Source organism: Nocardiopsis alba DSM 43377, from assembly GCF_000341225.1.
Taxonomy (GTDB): domain Bacteria; phylum Actinomycetota; class Actinomycetes; order Streptosporangiales; family Streptosporangiaceae; genus Nocardiopsis; species Nocardiopsis alba.
In genome coordinates this window covers 211844-227691 of record NZ_ANAC01000007.1, presented here as the reverse complement: position 1 = coordinate 227691, position 15848 = coordinate 211844, and the positions used below count along the sequence as shown (strand labels likewise).

Below are 15848 nucleotides of genomic sequence, written 5' to 3'. Positions count from 1 at the left end.
TACGTGCGCATCGCTCTCATCGACTCCGGCATCGGCATGCTGTCCACCGCCGCCGCTCTGCGCGCGGCACGACCCGACGCCGACCTGTACCTGTCCATGGATCCCGACCACATGCCCTGGGGCCCCCGAACGCCCGAGGAGGTGATCGGACGCGCCCTGGCCGGGGCCCGCGCCGCCACCCGGGCCGTGGCCGAGGACGGCGGTCGCCTGGACGCCGTGGTGGTGCCGTGCAACACGGCCTCGGTCCACGGACTGGACGCGCTGCGCGCCGAATACGAGCCCGGCGTTCCGGTGATCGGCACCGTCCCCGCCATCAAACCGGCCGCCGCCGCGGGCACCCCCATCGCGGTCTGGTCGACCGAGGCCACCACCCGCAGCGCCTACCAGCGCGGCCTGGTGGAGACCTTCGCCTCGAACCTGGAGGTCACCCCGGTGGCCTGTATCGGACTCGCCGAGGCGGTGGAGTCGGCCGACCCGCGCAGGATCGCCGACGCGGTGGACTACGCGGCGGAACTGACCCCGCCCGAGGTACGCGGGGTGGTGCTCGGCTGCACCCACTACGACCTGGTCGGACAGCGGATCTCGGAGGCCCTCGGCGGAAGGGCCGCGCTGTTCACCGCCGCCGACGCGGTCGCCGCCCAGACACTGCGCCGGATCGGCACCGCCGAACCCCCGTCCGCGCGCGCCGGCCGGGTGCGGGTCCTGGCCAGCGGCCGCCCCGCCGAACTGCCCGCCGCGGCGTTGAACTATCCGGCCGGCCGGTCGCTCCTCGACGGGGCCCGCGCCGACCGCTGATCCCGGGCCCGGCCCCACCGACCGGGCCCACTCGGGATCAACGCGCTTCGCGGACCCCCGCGGGCTGGACCATCCGGGTGACGGCCTCCGGCGCGGCGGCGACGCCCGGGTGCCCACCGGCTGCCGTCTCCCCGGTCGACAGGGCGCCCGCGGCGAGGGTCCGGACCAGGTCGCGCACCCCCGCGGTGTCGTTGTCGTGCATCAACGTCTCCAACAGCGACAGGGCCGCACGCTGGTCGCCCGGCTGCTCACGGACATGCCGCCACTGGGGCTCTGTCGCCGCGTCGGACAACATCAGGGTGCGCCCCACCTGGCCGAGCGCGCTCAACAGGGCGGTGTCGTGCGGCCTAGCGGAGAGCGCCACGTTCACCTGTTCGGCCTGCTCCTCGGGGTCGACCTCCTCGGCGGGACGGGCCCGAAGGAACTCCAGGATGCCCTCCGACGGGGCCAGCGGGCGGATCGGCGCCATCGAACCCACCATCGACCGGGCCTCGGCCAGGTCTCCGGTGATCTCCTCGACCCCGCCGAGCTCTCCGATGAGCTGTTCGGCCCGCCGCGCGGAGCACTCCGCGACCCAACGGGCACCCCGACCGCAGGCCAGCCGGGTCGCGGCCAACGCCAGTTCGGCGCCGCGACGCGGAGCCCCCACCCGCTCGAAGTAACGCGACCAGGTGGTCACCCGCACGCCCAGCCGCCAGTCGTTGCGCACGCTCCCCTGGCAGACGAGGTTCTCCACCGCCTCGGTCCAGGCCGGGCGCAGATTCGGGCAGGCCTCGGCCTCCTCCACGGTGGGCAGCAGGGCGATGGCCTTACGGGCGTCGCACAACCCCAGTCGGGCCAGCCAGGACAGCAGACGGGCCCGTTCGAAACGGATCGAGCGGAGCAGAGCGGTCCGACGCGGATTGGCGCCGCGCTCCTCCTCCAACCCGAGTTCGGCCTCCAGCCGGTCCAGGGTCTCCAGCGCGTCGGTGTGCTTGTCCTGGTGTCGCAGGGCGCGCACCAGCGCGAACACCCCCTCCGCCCCCAGCAGGGCCGGCCCGGTGGCGGTGTGCTCGTAACGGCGCAGCTCCGCCTCGGCGCGGTCGGCCTGTTCCTCGTCGATGAGCAGATGCACCCTGGCCAGGGTGAACGCCGGCCAGGCCGGGGTGTCCTCCCAACCCGACAGGCTCCGCGCCGACAACAACTCGCGTCGGATCTCGGTGGTGCCCCGGGCGTCGATGTTGGACTGGCAGCGCACCAGCGACACCCGGGCCGAGACCGGCAGCGGACCGTGGGTGTGCGGAGCGGGCTCGTCCCGGGCCGCGGCCTCGGCCTGGGCCAGGGCGCGACGCCCCTCCCCCAGGGCCCCCACCCGGACCGCCAACGGCCAATAGGCCAGATAGAACAGGGTCGGCGGACCGAACACCCCGGGGACCGCGGCCTCCCGGTTACCGGCCTCGGCGACCAGACGTCGCGCCGTGCGCATCGCCGAACGCGCCACGGCCTCGACCTTGACCGAGTCGCCGGCCTCGCACAGTCGGGGCAGCCGGGTCACCGCCTCGGCCAACTCCTCCTGCCCCGCGGCGCGCAGTCGACGCGCCGTTTCCCCAGCCCATGTCCACATCGGCATGTCTTTCTCCCCCTGACCGAGCCGCGTGTGAACAGAACGTAGCAGCGTGGTGACCGAGCCGTCCGGAAAACACGTGAAACCGGTGCAGCCGGGGCACTCTCGGCCCACCTCGTTCGTTGTCCGAGTGGATAGACTCGCGCGCAGCCGAGTTTGCACGAGAACCGGACCCGCATTGAGGAGACGGCCACCGATGGGATGGCGAGACCGCTTCGGACTCCGCAAGGCCAACCGCAAGGGCAAGGCCCGGTTCGACCGGGCCGCCGAGGATTCGGACATCAAGGCGCTGATCGAGTTCGCGAAGACCAGGGTCGGGGTGGAGTTCTTCGTCGAACCCGAGACCTTCGCGACCCGGGCCACCGCGGTCGCGGTCGCCACCGACGGCGAGTGGATCCGCCGCCGCTGTGGCTCCCCCGAGGTCCTGCGCAAGGTCGCGGCCGATCTGGCCGCCCCCGCCTATGACGTCCAGATCGTCGGCTACCCGCAGAGAATGCGCGACTGGACCGAACGTAACAAACGCGGCCTGTCCATGGACGACTGACCGCGTCGGACGGCACTCCGCCGGGTGTGGCGAACGTGAGAACGGCCACCCCGGCGCCTGTTTCCGCGCCCGCGAAACCCGTCAGCCGGTCATTTTGGGCATTGATGACGACTCCTTGCCGCGACTTCCTCGCCGAACGGGTTCCCTAACAGGCTCGATCCGTCGCATACTCACCTGGGAGGGGGGACTCCGATGAAGCAGGATCTCACTGCCCTGTGTTGCGAATGCGGCATGATCCGCAAGGTGAGCGACTACCAGAGTGTCGGCGAGGCGCAGTCCGCCTACGGGCTGGCCCGCTGCGTGGTCTGGCGCAAGTGCCGTTCGTGCGACTACCGCACCTACCACGCCTACCTGCGGTCCGACGAGGATCGCGACGAGCTGGAGGACGCCCTGCGTCTGGACGGGGCCCTGGCCGCCGAGGCACTCGACGAAGAGGTCGAGCAACTGCGGCTGTGCGGCGTCGAGGTCGGCCACGCCACCGTCCCGGCCATCTGGGACGGTCAGTCCGTGGGCATGGTGACCCAACGGCTCACCGACCACTCGTATTCGATCGTCCTGGACCCGGAGGCCTCGGTGGTCTCCAGACTCAAACTCATCGACATGATGTGGAGCGAGCTCCTGGTCGGCGAGCACGACGACCGCTGGCACATCCAGGAACCCGAGGACGACTCCCCCGGTTACGCGGTCCGTCTCTTCGGCTACCGCACACGAGGCTGAGGGTCCCGTTCCGGACGCCGTCCGGGACGGGACGCCGGTGGTCGAGGCCGGGCCGAGCCGCCCGGCCTGGTTCCGCGTCCCCTCAGGCCACGTTCTCGCCCTCTTCGGCTCTCGCCTTCTCGGCCAGACGTCGCAGGGCCGAACGGGCCACCTCCGGGTCGGCCGTCCCCCAATAGGGCGGGAGCGAGGAGCGGAGGAAACCCCCGTACCCCGCCGTGGCCAGCCGCGGGTCCAGGACGGCGATCACCCCGCGGTCGTCGGTGGAGCGCAGCAGTCGTCCGGTGCCCTGGGCCAGCAGCAGGGCGGCGTGGGTGGCCGAGACCGCCAGGAAGCCGTTGCCCCCGTGCGCGGACACCGCGCGCTGACGGGCCGAGGCCAGTGGGTCGTCCGGGCGTGGGAAGGGGATCCGGTCGACGATGACCAGCTGCAACGAGGGGCCCGGCACGTCGACGCCCTGCCACAGCGAGAGGGTGCCGAACAGGCAGGAGCGCTCGTCCTCGGTGAACCGCCGCACCAGTTGGCCGGTGGAGTCCTCTCCCTGGCACAGGATCGGCTGGTCCAGACGCTCGCGCAGCTCCTCGGCGGCCTGTTGGGCGGCGCGCATCGAGGAGAACAGTCCCAGGGCGCGTCCGTCGGAGGCCTCGATCAGCCCGGCGATCTCGTCCAGGTAGTCCTCGGACAGCCCGTCCCGGCCGGGTTTGGGCAGGTGGCGTGCGACGTAGAGGATGCCGCTGCGGGCGTGGTCGAAGGGCGAGCCGACGTCCAGTCCGCGCCAGCGGGGTTCTCCCTCCGCCCGGTGCGGGCCGTCGTTCCCGTCGTCGCCGTCCTTCGTGGGGGCGGGGACCCCGACCGGTTCCAGGGGGCGGCCGGCGGCCCGGTCGGCCTCCTCGCGCGCGACCTCGCGGCCCAGCCCCCATTGGCGGGCCAGGGCGGTGAAGTCGCCGCCCAGGGTGAGGGTCGCGGAGGTCAGAACGACGGTGCGGTCGCCGAAGAGTTTCTCCCGAAGCAGTCCGCCGACCCCGAGCGGGGCGACGTTGAGCGCGGGCGCGCGGGAGAGCGCCTTGGTCAGCCAGACGACCTCGGTGCGGTCGCGCAGTGGCGGCTCGTACGACTCCAGGATTCGGACGGCGGCCTCGCGGACCTCTTCCAGTGCGGCCAGGGCGAGTTTGCGATCGGAGGCCGTGTCGGGGTCGAGTTCTCCCGGGTTGGGGCCGATCGCCGTGACGCACGCCGCGGCGGCGTCGCGGACGGCGGCGACCGCTCCGGCCAGGCCCTCGTCGATGTGGTCGAGGCGTCCTTCGGGCACCTCGGTGAACATCAGGGCCAGGCCGTCGGCGCACTCGGTGAGACGTTCGGAGATACCCGGTTCGACCAGTCGCGCGGCCCGTTTGGCGGCGGTGGTCACGGCGCGCTCGCTCAGGGAGCCGGTGGCCACCGAGGTGGCCCGGTCGACCAGTTCGTGGGCCTCGTCGATCATGATCGTGTCGTGTTCGGGCAGCAGGTGGTGGCCCTGCGACATGTCGATGGAGAGCATGGCGTGGTTGGTGACCACCACGTCGACCCCGGCGGCGGCCTCGCGGGCGAACTCGGCGAAGCACTCCTGGCCGAAGGAGCACACCCGGGCGCCCATGCACTCGTTGCCGCCCACCGAGACCTGGCGCCAGGCGAGGTCGCCGACGCCGGGGACGAGTTCGTCGCGGTCGCCGGTGAGGGTGTCCTCGGCCCATTCGTGCAGCCGCGCGACCTGGCGTCCCAGGGAGGAGAGCTGGCGGGGGTCGAAGAGTTCGGCGCCCTCGGCCTCCTCGTCCGTTCCGGCCTGGAGCCGGTTGCGGCACAGGTAGTTGCGTCGGCCCTTGAGCACCGCGAACGTGGGTTCGCGGGGCAGGAGCGGGGCCAGCGCGGCGGCCAGGCGTGGAAGGTCCCGGTCGATGAGCTGGTTCTGGAGCGCGATGGTGGCCGTGGAGATCACGACGGTGGTCTTGGAGGCCATCGCGCGTCTGATCGCGGGCACCAGATAGGCCAGGGACTTACCGGTTCCGGTGCCGGCCTGGACCACCAGGTGTTCGCGCCGTTCGACCGCCGCGGCGACGGCGTCGGCCATGGTCTGCTGTCCCTCTCGGCTGCTGCCGCCCAGGGCCTCGACGGCCGCGTCGAGGAGGGTGGGGACGTCGGGGAGATCTGCCACCCGTCGACAGTACCCGGATCCGGGGACAGGTTCGGCGTCGTCCACAGGCCGACCTCCCCGCCGTCGGGTCGAGGGCGGGGAGGTCGGTGGTCGGGGTTCAGCCCTGGGTGCGCAGGGTGCGCAGGAGCTCCTCCAGACGGTCCATGGACTGTCGCGCCCCGTCCTCCATGCCGGAGGCGACCATCCCGTCCCGGTCCTCCACGCTCTGGAACACCGCGAGCGAGGTGTAGAGGGTGCGGCCCTCCGCCTCCTCCAGGGTGTGCCGTTCCAGGAGCACGTGGCCGGGCATCCCCTCGAACTCGAAGGTCTGGGTGAAGCCCTCCGGTTCCCGCGCGTCGTGGACGACGCCGTGGAAGGCGTACTCCTGTCCGTCGCGGTCCTTCTCCACGAACCTCCAGGAGCCGCCGGGCCGAAGGTCCAGCCGGTCGATGACCGTGGTGGTGGAGTCCAGCCCCCACCAACGGGTCAGCAGTTCGGGGTCGCTCATGGCCCGGTAGACGACGTCGCGCGGGGCGTCGAAGGTGCGGGTCATGACGATGTCCTGGCGTCCCGGTTCCGCGATGACCTCGAGGTCACTCATGGCTCTTCTCTCCCTTGTCGCTGCTCTGGATCCTGTTCAGTTCCTCGTCCAGGCGGGCGAACCTGTCCTCCCATCGTTCCCGGTAGCGGTCGATCCAACGATCGACCTCCTCCAGGGGGGCCGGTTCCAGGCGGCAGGGGCGCCATTGGGCGTTCCTGCCGCGCACGATGAGCCCCGCCCTTTCGAGGACCTTCAGGTGTTTGGAGATCGCCTGGAGGCTCATGGGGAACGGTTCCGCCAGTTCGTTGACGGTCGCCTCGCCTCGGGCCAACCGGGCGAGGATCTCCCGACGGGTCGGGTCCGCCAGCGCGGCGAAGGTGAGACTGAGCGGGTCGTCCGCCACTATTCAACCTTTCAGTTGATCAACCACTAAGTTGATTATGCGCTTCGAAGCCTCCCCGGTCAAGGGACGAACCCGCGTTCTCCGATCGGGCGAACCGGGGGCGCCCCTCCGCCCTGGCGTTCCCTCGCCCGGACCCGGAAACGCGAGAACCCCGCTCCCGTTACCCGGGAGCGGGGTTCTCGTACCGTCTGTTACGTGGAGCTATGGGGATTCGAACCCCAGACCTCCTCCATGCCATGGAGGCGCGCTACCAACTGCGCCATAGCCCCTTGAAGCCGTGATCATGATTCTAGCGGATATCGCGGGGTGGGTTCGACGTGTTCCCGCCCACGCCCCTCCCGCCCCGGCCGCCGTTCCCCCGCTCCTCGGTGGAACGACGGGGCTGGAGGCCCGGCCGGAACGGAACGTATTCTGAAGGTCCGACACGAGGAGGTCGGTGTGACGACGTCCGAGAACCCTCAGATACGAGCACTACGACGTTGGGACGAGCACGGAGCGCCGTGGCGGGTCCTGGAACGGACCGCGACCCGGGTGACCGTCTCCCTGGAGACCTGCGACGACGGCACCGAGGTGGACCGTCTCACCTCGTCCGATCCCGAATTCCTGGCCTTGGTCGCCCGTCTCTCGCAGGCGAAGGAGGAGAACGGGGCCTGAACGTGTGCGCCGCGTGGGCCGGAGGGCCCGGGCGCCCCGTCAGGCGGGGATGACCCCGGCGCGCGCCAAGTGGTCGCGCAGACCGCGGGCCAACGGCACCTCGTCGAGTTCGTCCGGGGCGAACCAGCGCACGTCCTCCGCGTCGTCCCCGGCCCGCGGAACGCCGGCGATGACGGTGGCCGCGAAGTCGCGCACCTCGTACACCCGGCCGTCACCGGCCGGGATCTCCACGGTCCACAGTTCACGCCCGATCTCGACGACGAGCCCGGTCTCCTCCAGCGTCTCCCGGGCGGCCGCCCTCGCGAAGGTCTCCCCCGGCTCGACCGAGCCCCCGGGCACGGACCAGCGGCCCTTCTCCGGTTCCGTCCCCCGCAGGACGAGCAGCAGCCGCCCCAGGTCGTCGGTGACGACGGTGCCGGCCGCGGGAACGCGTTCGGTGGTCCGGCCGGGTTCGGGATCGGGTACGTCGTGGGCGTCGACCATGAGCGGATTCTACTCACGCCCTCTCCGCTCCCCAGAGGGCCGGAACGACGAAAGGACCCCGTCCCGCGATTTCGCGGGACGGGGTCCGAAGATCGTCGTCCAGTGGAGCTATGGGGATTCGAACCCCAGACCTCCTCCATGCCATGGAGGCGCGCTACCAACTGCGCCATAGCCCCTGGTCTGCCGGACGGTTTCCCCGTTCGGCATGGCAGTACTCTACCGGATTTCAAGAGCCGGTCGAACCAGAGTCGAACGCCGGGGGTCCCGGGGGTTGCGCGAGGGCTCCCGGGAGCGGAGGCGACCCGGCGCGAAGGTGAATATCCTGGGGGTGTGCCCGAATCCAAGCTTGAAATCCAGATGCTCCACGATCGCCTGTTGGTGAAGGCGGTCCCGGACAAGAGTGAGCGGCGCAGCAGCGCCGGTCTGGTCATCCCGGACACGGTGAAGTTGGCGACCCGGCTCGCGTGGGGCGAGGTCCGCGGCGCGGGGACCGGCGCCCGGCACGTGAAGACCGGAGACCGTGTGCTCTTCGACCCCGAGGAGCAGGGTGAGGTCGAGTTGAACGGCGAACGGTACGTCATCCTGCGGGAGCGGGACGTGCACGCGATCGCGAACGAGGCCCCGGAGCGGGGCACCGGCCTGTACCTGTAGGGCCGGGCGTCGACGTTCGAGAGCCGGGGGCCGCGATGGCGACCTCCGGCTCCGTCGTGTCCGCGGTCAGTCGCGCCGTTCCCGGGCGAGCGCCTTGACCAGCGACATCACGCACATGTTGTGCGACTCGAAGACCGGCACCCTGGCGATGGACGAGTACGTCCAGCCCGAGTAGAGCATGGACCACAGGAGCTGCTGGGCCCACAGCGGGGTGATCCGGGGGTCGATGCTGCCGTCCTCGTGGCCGCGTTCGACGAGTTCGTAGAGGGCGAGGTCGCCTGGGCCGCAGTCCTGTTCCTCCTGAGCGCTGCTCTCGCTCTCCCCTTCGAAGGCGAGCAGGGCGACCTTGCGCAGGGCGAAGTACTCGGAGGCCAAGCGAGAGAAGGCCTCCAGGGCGGTGCCCTCGTCGACCCGGGCGCGTTCGGTGGCCTCGTTGATGAGCTCCTCGGCGTAGTCGCCCAGCGCGGCGACGAGATCGGCGCGTTCGGCGAAGTAGCGCTGGAGGGTACTGCGCGCCACCCCCGCCTCGGCCGCCACCTGGGAGAGGGGCGCCGACCGATTCTTCGCCAGCACCTCGACCGCCGCGTCCAGGATCGCGCGTCGGGTGCGTGCTCGGGTCCTCGTCTCGTCTTCTGAGGGAGAGCTCTTCACCATGCCCTCATCCTAGAGTGATGGGTATCTTCTTGACAATAATGGGTCACACATGACCTAATTCAGATCATGACTGATCATTCCCCGACCGACGAAAGACCTCCCATCGCGCCCGCGTCCCCCGAGCCCCGATTCGCGCAACTGCGCGTGCTCTGGTCCTTCGTGCGCCCGCACCGCTCCAAGCTCCTGCTCGGACTGGTCCTGGCCCTGCTCGGGTCGGCCCTGGAACTGGCCAACCCGATGGTGATCAAGCTGGTCCTGGACACCGTGTCCGACGCGGGCTCCCTGGCCATGCCGATCGCGATCCTGCTCTGCCTGTTCGTCAGCGGCCTCGTCTTCGGCATGTGGCACTGGATCGTGCTGGGCACCGTCGCGGAGAAGGTCGTCCTGGACGCGCGCGCCTCCCTCGTGCGCCGCTACTTCCGGGCCGCGCTGCTCCCCCTGAGCCGCCGTTCCTCCGGGGAACTCGTCACCCGGGCCACCTCCGATACCGTCCTGCTGCGCGAGGCCGCCTCCAGCAGCGTCATCAGCCTGATCAACGGCGGGGTCCTGCTCATCGGGACCCTGATCATGATGGGCGTGCTGGACCTGATCCTGCTCGGGGTCACCGTGACCGCCGTGGTCATCGTGACGATCCTGTTCCTCACCCTGATGCCGGCCATCGCCAAGAGTCAGGAGAAGGCCCAGGCCTCCCTCGGTCTGATGGGCGGAATCCTCGAAGGCTCTCTGCGGGCGATCCGCACCGTCAAGGTGAGCCGCGCCGAGGAACGTCTGGGCTCCCACATCCTCGAACACGCCGAGGAGGCCGCCGAGCACGGCGTCCGCGCGGTGCGCCGGCAGGCCGTGGCCTGGACGCTCGCCTTCGGCGGTGTCCAGCTCTCCATCATCGCCATCCTCGCCGTCGGCGCCCTGCGCGTCTCCTCGGGCGAGATCGGTGTCTCCACCCTGGTGGCCTTCCTGCTGTACGCGTTCTCCCTGATGAACCCGGTCATGGAGCTCTCCCAGAGCGTGACCACGCTCCAGTCCGGCATCGCCGCCGCCAAGCGCATCCGCGAGGTGGAGGCCATCCCGCTCGAACCGGACGCGGAGCCCCTCGACGGGCCCGCCACCGGGCCGGACCCTCACTCCACCGGCGATCGCACCGGCCCGCTGTTGGAGCTGCGCGGGGTCACCGCCCGCTACGCCCCCGGGGCCGCCGCCGCGCTGGACCGGGTCGACCTGACCGTCCCCATGCGAGGGCACACCGCCATCGTGGGCCCCTCCGGAGCCGGCAAGACCACGGTGCTCTCCCTTCTCCTGCGTTTCCTGGAGCCCGAGCAAGGCGAACTACTGCTGGACGGCACCCCCTACCGGGAGCTGTCCCCCGGTCGGGTCCGGGGACGTTTCTCCTACGTCGAGCAGGACACACCGGTGGTGCCCGGCACCATCCGCGACAACCTGCTGTTCACCCGTCCCGAAGCGGGCGAGGACGAGGTGCGCCGCGTCCTCGACGAGGTCCGGTTGACCGAGAAGATCGAGGCCTTGGACGAGGGGCTGGACTCGCCCTTGGACTCCACCTCGCTCTCCGGCGGGCAGCGTCAGCGCATCGCCCTGGCCCGCGCCCTGCTCGGTTCCCCGGACGTGCTGCTGTTGGACGAGGCCACCTCCCAGGTGGACGCGATCACCGAGGCCGCCATCACCGAGAGCGTGCGCCGTCAGGCCGACCGCGGATCGGTGATCACCATCGCGCACCGCCTGTCGACGGTCATCCACGCCGACCGCATCCTGCTGATGGAGGAGGGCCGGATCCGTGCCCAGGGCACGCACGAGGAACTCCTGGAACGGGACTCCCTGTACCGGGAGCTCGTCGCGGCCCTGCACATCGGAGGGAACGACGAGCGGGGACGGGAAGAGGTCGTCACGGGGGTCTCCCCCCTCTGAGCTCTCGGCAGTACCATCCACCGCAGAGCGGGTCGTAGGGCGCGAACGGCCCGCTCGCCGCGGGGCCGGGGCGCTCGCCCCGGCCCCGCGGCGACCTGTCCGACCGTGCGCTCCCCCGGCGCACGGGACCCCGGCGCCTCGGCGCACGGAAGGGATTCATGAGCGACTACGCCCGATACCAGGACGGTGTCTACGCCGACGCGACCAACGGTGTGCTGCCGCACCTGCCCTACGATCACGACGAGCTGCGGGACCGGGCCCGCGAGATCCTGGACCCCGGACCGTTCGGCTACGTGGAGGGGAGCGCCGGGCGCGAACGTACGGCGGACGCCAACGTCGAGGCCTTCTCCCGTTACGCGTTGAGGCCCCGAGGGCTGCGGCCCGGCGCCGAGAACGCCGGGGACACGGGCGTCACCCTGTTCGGCGAACGGTACCCCTCTCCCCTGCTGACCGCCCCGGTCGGGGTGCTGGAGCAGGTGCACCCCGAAAGCGAACGGGCCCTGACCAGGGGCGCGAACGCCCTGGGTGTCCCGGTGGTGCTGTCCACGGCCGCCTCCACCTCGATGGAGGAGGTCGCCGAGGTCGCCGACTCCTGGTGGTACCAGCTCTATTGGCCGGGGGACGACGAGCTGGCCGAGTCGTTCGTGCGTCGGGCCACCGCCGCGGGTGCGCGGGCGATCGTGGTCACCACCGACACCTCGCGGCTGGGTTGGCGTCCCCGCGACCTCTCCCAGGGGCATCTGCCGTTCCTGCGCGGTCAGGGCACGGCGAACTACTACGGCGATCCGGTCTTCGGGTCCCGTCTGAAGGAGGAGCCGGAACCGGGAGGGGTGCTGACCGAGGCGGTCCTGCACTTCCTCGGGTCCTTCTCCAACCGGGCGTTGAGCACCGACAACATCGCCCGGATCCGCGAGTGGACGGATCTGCCCGTCCTGGTCAAGGGGGTCGTACGCGCGGACGAGGCCGAGGAGCTGGTCGACGCGGGGATCGACGGGATCGTGGTGAGCAACCACGGCGGTCGGCAGGTGGACGCGGCGGTGGCCGCGCTGGACGCGCTGCCCGAGGTCGTCGAGGCCGTGGGCGACCGGGCCGAGGTCCTGTTCGACTCCGGTGTCCGGTCGGGTGCGGACGTGGTGGTGGCGATGGCCCTGGGCGCCAAGGCCGTCCTGGTGGGCCGCCCCTGGGTGTACGGGCTGGCCGTGGACGGCGCGGCCGGGGTCGAGCACGTACTGCGGTCGATCCTGGCCGAGGTACAGATCACCGCCGAGTTGATGGGGCGTGACGTCGCCGACCTGAGCGCCGACGACGTCCGTCGGCGCCCCTGAGGACGACGGTGTCCCGGGCCTCGTGCGGGGCCCGGGACACCGGTCGTCGGGTCAGCCCTTGACCGCTCCCGAGGTCAGCCCCGCCACGATCCTGCGTTGAAGGATCAAGGCGAAGACGATCAGCGGGAGGGAGACCAGTACCGAGGCGGCCATGATCTGGCCGATCGGGTTCTCGTAGCCGACCCGTTCGAAGGTGCCCACGAAGACCGGAACGGTCTGCACGTTCAGATCGCGCGGAGCGAACGAGAAGGCCAGCAGGAACTCGTTGGTCGCGTACACGAAGGTCAGGATCGACGCCGCGCCCACACCCGGCGCCGCCAACGGCGCCACCACCTTCAGGAAGGCCTGGAAGGGCGTGGCACCGTCGACCTTCGCCGATTCCTCGATCTCCTTGGGGATACCGGAGAAGAAGGTCGCGAGGATGAAGATGGACAGCGGCAGGGTCAGCGCCACGTACGGCACGACCATGCCCGTGTAGGAGTTGAGCAGGTTGATCCCGGTCCACTCGTTGAGCCGCATGTACATCTGGTACAGCGGGTTGACCAGGGCCACCGGCGGGAACAGCGTCGCCACCAGGGTCGCCGCGAGCAACGCGAACTTGCCCGCCAAGGGGAGCCGCGCCAGCGCGTACCCGGCCAGCGAGGCCACGGGGATGCAGATCAGCGTGGTCGCGGCCGCCACGATCAGCGAGTTGCGCAACGCGAAGTGGAAGCCCTGCCCGAGGACCTCCTCGTAGTTCCCGAAGGAGAACGGCCCCTGGAAGATGTTCGGGTCCGTCAGCGCCGCCGAGCCGGTGCGCAGGCTGGTCATCGCCATCCACAGGAACGGGAAGAGGCACCAGAGCAGGACGACGAGCAGGCCCAGCAGCTTGAGGGCGTTGGTCACGGCCGGAGGCACGTCACGTCGTGGCCTGGAGGCCGTCCGAACGGGTTTCCGGGTCTGTTCGGCGCTCATCGCCTCTCCTTCCGACCCACGTCGCCGACCATGTGCCGGCCCATCCGGCTGATGAAGGCCAGGCCGACGAGCATGACGATGACGAACGTGACCGTGGACAGCGCGTTGGCGTAGCCCAGTCGCGGTTCCGCGACCAGGAACCGCTGCGCGTACACCGACAGGGTGGCCAACGAGTTCGAGTAGCCGGAGAACACGTAGGCGAAGTCGAACATCCGCAGCGCGTCCACGGTGCGGAACAACAACGCCACCACGATCGCCGGGCGCAGCAGCGGCAGGGTGATCGACCAGAAGCGCTGGAGCGCCCCGGCGCCGTCCACCTTGGCCGCCTCGTAGTAGTCCCGGGGGATGGTCTGGAGTCCGGCCAGGAGCAGGAGCGCCACGAACGGCGCGGTCTTCCAGACGTCGGCGCTGATGATGCCGACCATGGACCAGGCCGGGTCGCGGAGCCAGTTGATGTCCGCGCCCAGGACCCAGTTCACGAACCCGGGGTTGTGGTCGAACATGTACCGCCACACCTGGGCGGCGACGGCGGTCGGGATCACCCATGGCACGAGGATGACCGCCCGGGTCAACCCGCGGCCGACGAAGGCCTGGTGCATGATGAGCGCGAACGCCATCCCGACGACGAACTCCAGGGACACCGACGCCACGGTGAAGATCAGCGTGTTCTTGGCGGCGTTCCAGAAACCGGGGTCGGTCAGGACGTCGACGTAGTTGGCGACGCCGACGAGGTCCCGGCTGAAGCCGCGGATGTTGTAGAGGCTCAACCCGACGGCGTAGAACACCGGGAAGAGCGCGAGCAGGGCCATGAAGCCGAGCGACGGGGCGAGGAAGATCCGCCCCATCGCCCGTTCTCCCAGACCCTGGGCTCGCCTGCGTACGGACCCGACGGCGCCGGGCGCAGGAGCGGGGTTACTGCTCATCGAGGCCTAGTCCTGCGCGAGCGCGTCGTTCGCGGCGTCGTCGACGGCCTGGAGGGCGGTCGCGGCGTCCTGCTGCCCGAGGAAGGCCGGGTGCAGGCTGTCCTGGACGGCCAGGGACAGCGAGTTGTAGCCGGGCACCGGCGGGCGGGCCTGGGCCTCGGCGAGGATGTCGCCGAGCATCTCGAAGTCGGGGTCGTCGGCGTCCTCGTAGGTGCTGAGCATGGTCGGGGGCAGACTGTGGTCGGCCAAGATCGCCTGGGCCTCGGGGGCGGTGGCGGCCCACAGGACGAACTCGCTCGCGAGCTCCTTGTTGTCGCTGAGGCTGCTGACCGCGTTGTTGAGACCGCCCAGGGCGCTCGTGGTCCCCTCACCGGTGAAGGTGGGCAGCGGGGCGACGGCGAATTCGCCGGCGACCGCGCTCTCCTCGCCGTCCTCCCCCTCCAGGAGCGGGATGGCGTAGGGCCAGTTGCGCATGTAGACGGCCTCGCCCGCCTGGAAGAGGGCGCGGGCGTCGTCCTCGACCATCGAGTCGTAGCCCTCGGCGTAGAAACCGTTCTCACGGCTCTCGATCATGAAGTCCAGGGCCGTGGTCGCGGCGTCGCCCTCCAGGAAGGTGGAGGTCTCCTGGCCCTCGTCGAAGAGTTCGCCGCCCGCGGACCAGAACATCTCCAGGTAGCTGACGACGAAGCCCTCGTACTGGTCGCCCTGGCCGACGAAGGGGGCGATGCCCTCCTCCTCGGCGGCCTCCATGCCGGTCTCGTAGAGCTCCTCCCAGGTCGTGGGGGGCTCGTCGATCAGGTCGGTGCGGTAGTAGAGGAAGGCGCCGTTGGAGGAGTACGGGAGGGCGTAGAGCTCCTGCTGCCACTGGGAGCTGTCGATGGCGCCGGGGAGGCTGACGCCCTCGATCTCGCCGCGCATGTCCTCCAGGCTCTCGATGTAGCCGAACTCGGCGAACTCGCCGGTCCAGATGACGTCGAGGCCCAGGACGTCGAACTCGCCGGCCTGGCTCTGGAGGTCCTGGAACATGGCCTGGCGCTGCTCGTCGGCCGTGGGCGCCAGGAAGAAGACCTCGACCTGCCGGTCCGGGTTGTTCTCGTTCCACAGGCGGGCGACGTCCTCGTGGATCTGTCGGTCGGCTCCGGTGACCGCCCAGACGAACTGGGGGTCGTCCGCGAGTCCGGCGCTCTCGCCCTCACCCTCGGGCTCCTGGCCCGGGGGCTCACCGCAGGCGGCGGTCAGGGTCAGGGCCAAGGCGGCCAGGGCCGCGCCGCTCGCGCGCAGCAGACGCCTCCGGTGTGGAAAAACTGACATGGCTCTCCTTTCGCGCCCGTACGGGGGAGAGGGCGCGCGTGAGGTTTCGAGGTGTCGGGACCCGATCCCCTCCAATTGACCGAAAACGATGCCATTATGACTGTGATGTAGTCAACATAAAGGGACAACACCAGTCACTGGGGCACTTGAGCGGGGGTGATAGGCCCGGTCCGAAACCCCGAAAACGTTGCCAACCTCTGGCACTCGCT

General features: G+C 70.4%; 16 protein-coding genes and 2 tRNA genes. 7 read left to right on the top strand and 11 right to left on the bottom strand.

Annotated elements, in window-relative coordinates:
- The first annotated feature begins 3 nt into the window (after nucleotides 1–3).
- Nucleotides 4–795, top strand: coding sequence for a glutamate racemase (locus tag D451_RS0106295; protein WP_014912786.1), 792 nt, complete (start codon nucleotides 4–6; stop codon nucleotides 793–795).
- Nucleotides 796–832: 37 nt separating this feature from the next.
- Here D451_RS0106295 and D451_RS0106290 read toward each other — a convergent pair whose 3' ends face one another.
- The gene (locus D451_RS0106290; protein WP_017533811.1) at nucleotides 833–2404 is read right to left on the bottom strand and encodes a hypothetical protein; all 1572 of its coding nucleotides are present in this window, start codon (nucleotides 2402–2404) and stop codon (nucleotides 833–835) included.
- Between the two features lie 190 nt (nucleotides 2405–2594).
- On the opposite strand from D451_RS0106290, the gene D451_RS0106285 reads away from it, so the two are divergent.
- Both D451_RS0106285 and D451_RS0106280 read left to right on the top strand, forming a co-directional pair.
- Nucleotides 2595–2942: a hypothetical protein gene (locus tag D451_RS0106285; protein ID WP_014910687.1), complete on the top strand. Its 348-nt coding sequence runs from the start codon at nucleotides 2595–2597 to the stop codon at nucleotides 2940–2942.
- A 192-nt stretch (nucleotides 2943–3134) separates the two neighbouring features.
- Entirely contained in the window at nucleotides 3135–3659 is a 525-nt protein-coding gene (locus tag D451_RS0106280) for a DUF6315 family protein (RefSeq protein WP_014909350.1), read from the top strand.
- A gap of 82 nt (nucleotides 3660–3741) precedes the next feature.
- Here D451_RS0106280 and D451_RS0106275 read toward each other — a convergent pair whose 3' ends face one another.
- The 4 genes from D451_RS0106275 to D451_RS0106260 all read right to left on the bottom strand — a co-directional run bounded on the left by D451_RS0106275 (nucleotide 3742) and on the right by D451_RS0106260 (nucleotide 7036).
- Nucleotides 3742–5844 carry an ATP-dependent DNA helicase gene (locus tag D451_RS0106275; protein ID WP_026124864.1) on the bottom strand — a complete coding sequence of 701 codons (2103 nt, stop codon included), beginning with the start codon at nucleotides 5842–5844 and terminating at the stop codon, nucleotides 3742–3744.
- Between the two features lie 97 nt (nucleotides 5845–5941).
- A complete protein-coding gene (locus D451_RS0106270; protein ID WP_017533809.1) occupies nucleotides 5942–6424 on the bottom strand; it encodes an SRPBCC family protein in 483 nt (160 codons plus the stop codon).
- A complete protein-coding gene (locus D451_RS0106265; RefSeq protein ID WP_017533808.1) occupies nucleotides 6417–6767 on the bottom strand; it encodes an ArsR/SmtB family transcription factor in 351 nt (116 codons plus the stop codon). Before D451_RS0106265 ends, D451_RS0106270 begins: the two co-directional genes overlap by 8 nt.
- Nucleotides 6768–6963: 196 nt before the next feature.
- Nucleotides 6964–7036 (bottom strand) — tRNA-Ala (locus tag D451_RS0106260).
- 169 nt (nucleotides 7037–7205) lie between these two features.
- On the opposite strand from D451_RS0106260, the gene D451_RS0106255 reads away from it, so the two are divergent.
- On the top strand, nucleotides 7206–7421 hold the full coding sequence (locus D451_RS0106255; protein ID WP_017533807.1) for a hypothetical protein: 216 nt from the start codon (nucleotides 7206–7208) through the stop codon (nucleotides 7419–7421).
- A 39-nt stretch (nucleotides 7422–7460) separates the two neighbouring features.
- Here the strand turns inward: D451_RS0106255 and D451_RS0106250 are convergent, their stop codons facing one another.
- Both D451_RS0106250 and D451_RS0106245 read right to left on the bottom strand, forming a co-directional pair.
- A complete protein-coding gene (locus D451_RS0106250) occupies nucleotides 7461–7904 on the bottom strand; it encodes an NUDIX domain-containing protein (RefSeq protein ID WP_017533806.1) in 444 nt (147 codons plus the stop codon).
- Nucleotides 7905–8007: 103 nt separating this feature from the next.
- Nucleotides 8008–8080 (bottom strand) — tRNA-Ala (locus D451_RS0106245).
- Between the two features lie 181 nt (nucleotides 8081–8261).
- Between D451_RS0106245 and D451_RS0106240 the strand changes: the two genes are divergently transcribed.
- On the top strand, nucleotides 8262–8555 hold the full coding sequence (locus D451_RS0106240; RefSeq protein ID WP_017583449.1) for a GroES family chaperonin: 294 nt from the start codon (nucleotides 8262–8264) through the stop codon (nucleotides 8553–8555).
- Nucleotides 8556–8621: 66 nt separating this feature from the next.
- Here D451_RS0106240 and D451_RS0106235 read toward each other — a convergent pair whose 3' ends face one another.
- On the bottom strand, nucleotides 8622–9209 hold the full coding sequence (locus D451_RS0106235; protein WP_017533805.1) for a TetR/AcrR family transcriptional regulator: 588 nt from the start codon (nucleotides 9207–9209) through the stop codon (nucleotides 8622–8624).
- Between the two features lie 144 nt (nucleotides 9210–9353).
- Here D451_RS0106235 and D451_RS0106230 point away from each other — a divergent pair, with 144 nt between their 5' ends.
- On the top strand, nucleotides 9354–11126 hold the full coding sequence (locus tag D451_RS0106230) for an ABC transporter ATP-binding protein (RefSeq protein WP_017533804.1): 1773 nt from the start codon (nucleotides 9354–9356) through the stop codon (nucleotides 11124–11126).
- A gap of 158 nt (nucleotides 11127–11284) precedes the next feature.
- Nucleotides 11285–12451 carry an alpha-hydroxy-acid oxidizing protein gene (locus tag D451_RS0106225; RefSeq protein WP_017533803.1) on the top strand — a complete coding sequence of 389 codons (1167 nt, stop codon included), beginning with the start codon at nucleotides 11285–11287 and terminating at the stop codon, nucleotides 12449–12451.
- A gap of 51 nt (nucleotides 12452–12502) precedes the next feature.
- Here D451_RS0106225 and D451_RS0106220 read toward each other — a convergent pair whose 3' ends face one another.
- The 3 genes from D451_RS0106220 to D451_RS0106210 all read right to left on the bottom strand — a co-directional run bounded on the left by D451_RS0106220 (nucleotide 12503) and on the right by D451_RS0106210 (nucleotide 15639).
- A complete protein-coding gene (locus tag D451_RS0106220; protein WP_017533802.1) occupies nucleotides 12503–13405 on the bottom strand; it encodes a carbohydrate ABC transporter permease in 903 nt (300 codons plus the stop codon).
- A complete protein-coding gene (locus D451_RS0106215; RefSeq protein WP_014911081.1) occupies nucleotides 13402–14250 on the bottom strand; it encodes a carbohydrate ABC transporter permease in 849 nt (282 codons plus the stop codon). Before D451_RS0106215 ends, D451_RS0106220 begins: the two co-directional genes overlap by 4 nt.
- Before the next feature lie 84 nt (nucleotides 14251–14334).
- Nucleotides 14335–15639: an ABC transporter substrate-binding protein gene (locus D451_RS0106210; RefSeq protein ID WP_026124863.1), complete on the bottom strand. Its 1305-nt coding sequence runs from the start codon at nucleotides 15637–15639 to the stop codon at nucleotides 14335–14337.
- Nucleotides 15640–15848: the final 209 nt, after the last annotated feature.

Excerpts from the sequence above, each read along its gene's own strand:
- D451_RS0106290 (WP_017533811.1), bottom strand. The coding sequence starts at position 2,404 with ATGCCGATGTGGACATGGGCTGGGGAAACGGCGCGTCGACTGCGCGCC.
- D451_RS0106285 (WP_014910687.1), top strand. The coding sequence starts at position 2,595 with ATGGGATGGCGAGACCGCTTCGGACTCCGCAAGGCCAACCGCAAGGGC.
- D451_RS0106280 (WP_014909350.1), top strand. The coding sequence starts at position 3,135 with ATGAAGCAGGATCTCACTGCCCTGTGTTGCGAATGCGGCATGATCCGC.
- D451_RS0106270 (WP_017533809.1), bottom strand. The coding sequence starts at position 6,424 with ATGAGTGACCTCGAGGTCATCGCGGAACCGGGACGCCAGGACATCGTC.
- D451_RS0106250 (WP_017533806.1), bottom strand. The coding sequence starts at position 7,904 with ATGGTCGACGCCCACGACGTACCCGATCCCGAACCCGGCCGGACCACC.
- D451_RS0106240 (WP_017583449.1), top strand. The coding sequence starts at position 8,262 with ATGCTCCACGATCGCCTGTTGGTGAAGGCGGTCCCGGACAAGAGTGAG.
- D451_RS0106235 (WP_017533805.1), bottom strand. The coding sequence starts at position 9,209 with ATGGTGAAGAGCTCTCCCTCAGAAGACGAGACGAGGACCCGAGCACGC.
- D451_RS0106225 (WP_017533803.1), top strand. The coding sequence starts at position 11,285 with ATGAGCGACTACGCCCGATACCAGGACGGTGTCTACGCCGACGCGACC.
- D451_RS0106220 (WP_017533802.1), bottom strand. The coding sequence starts at position 13,405 with ATGAGCGCCGAACAGACCCGGAAACCCGTTCGGACGGCCTCCAGGCCA.
- D451_RS0106215 (WP_014911081.1), bottom strand. The coding sequence starts at position 14,250 with ATGGGGCGGATCTTCCTCGCCCCGTCGCTCGGCTTCATGGCCCTGCTC.
- D451_RS0106210 (WP_026124863.1), bottom strand. The coding sequence starts at position 15,639 with ATGTCAGTTTTTCCACACCGGAGGCGTCTGCTGCGCGCGAGCGGCGCG.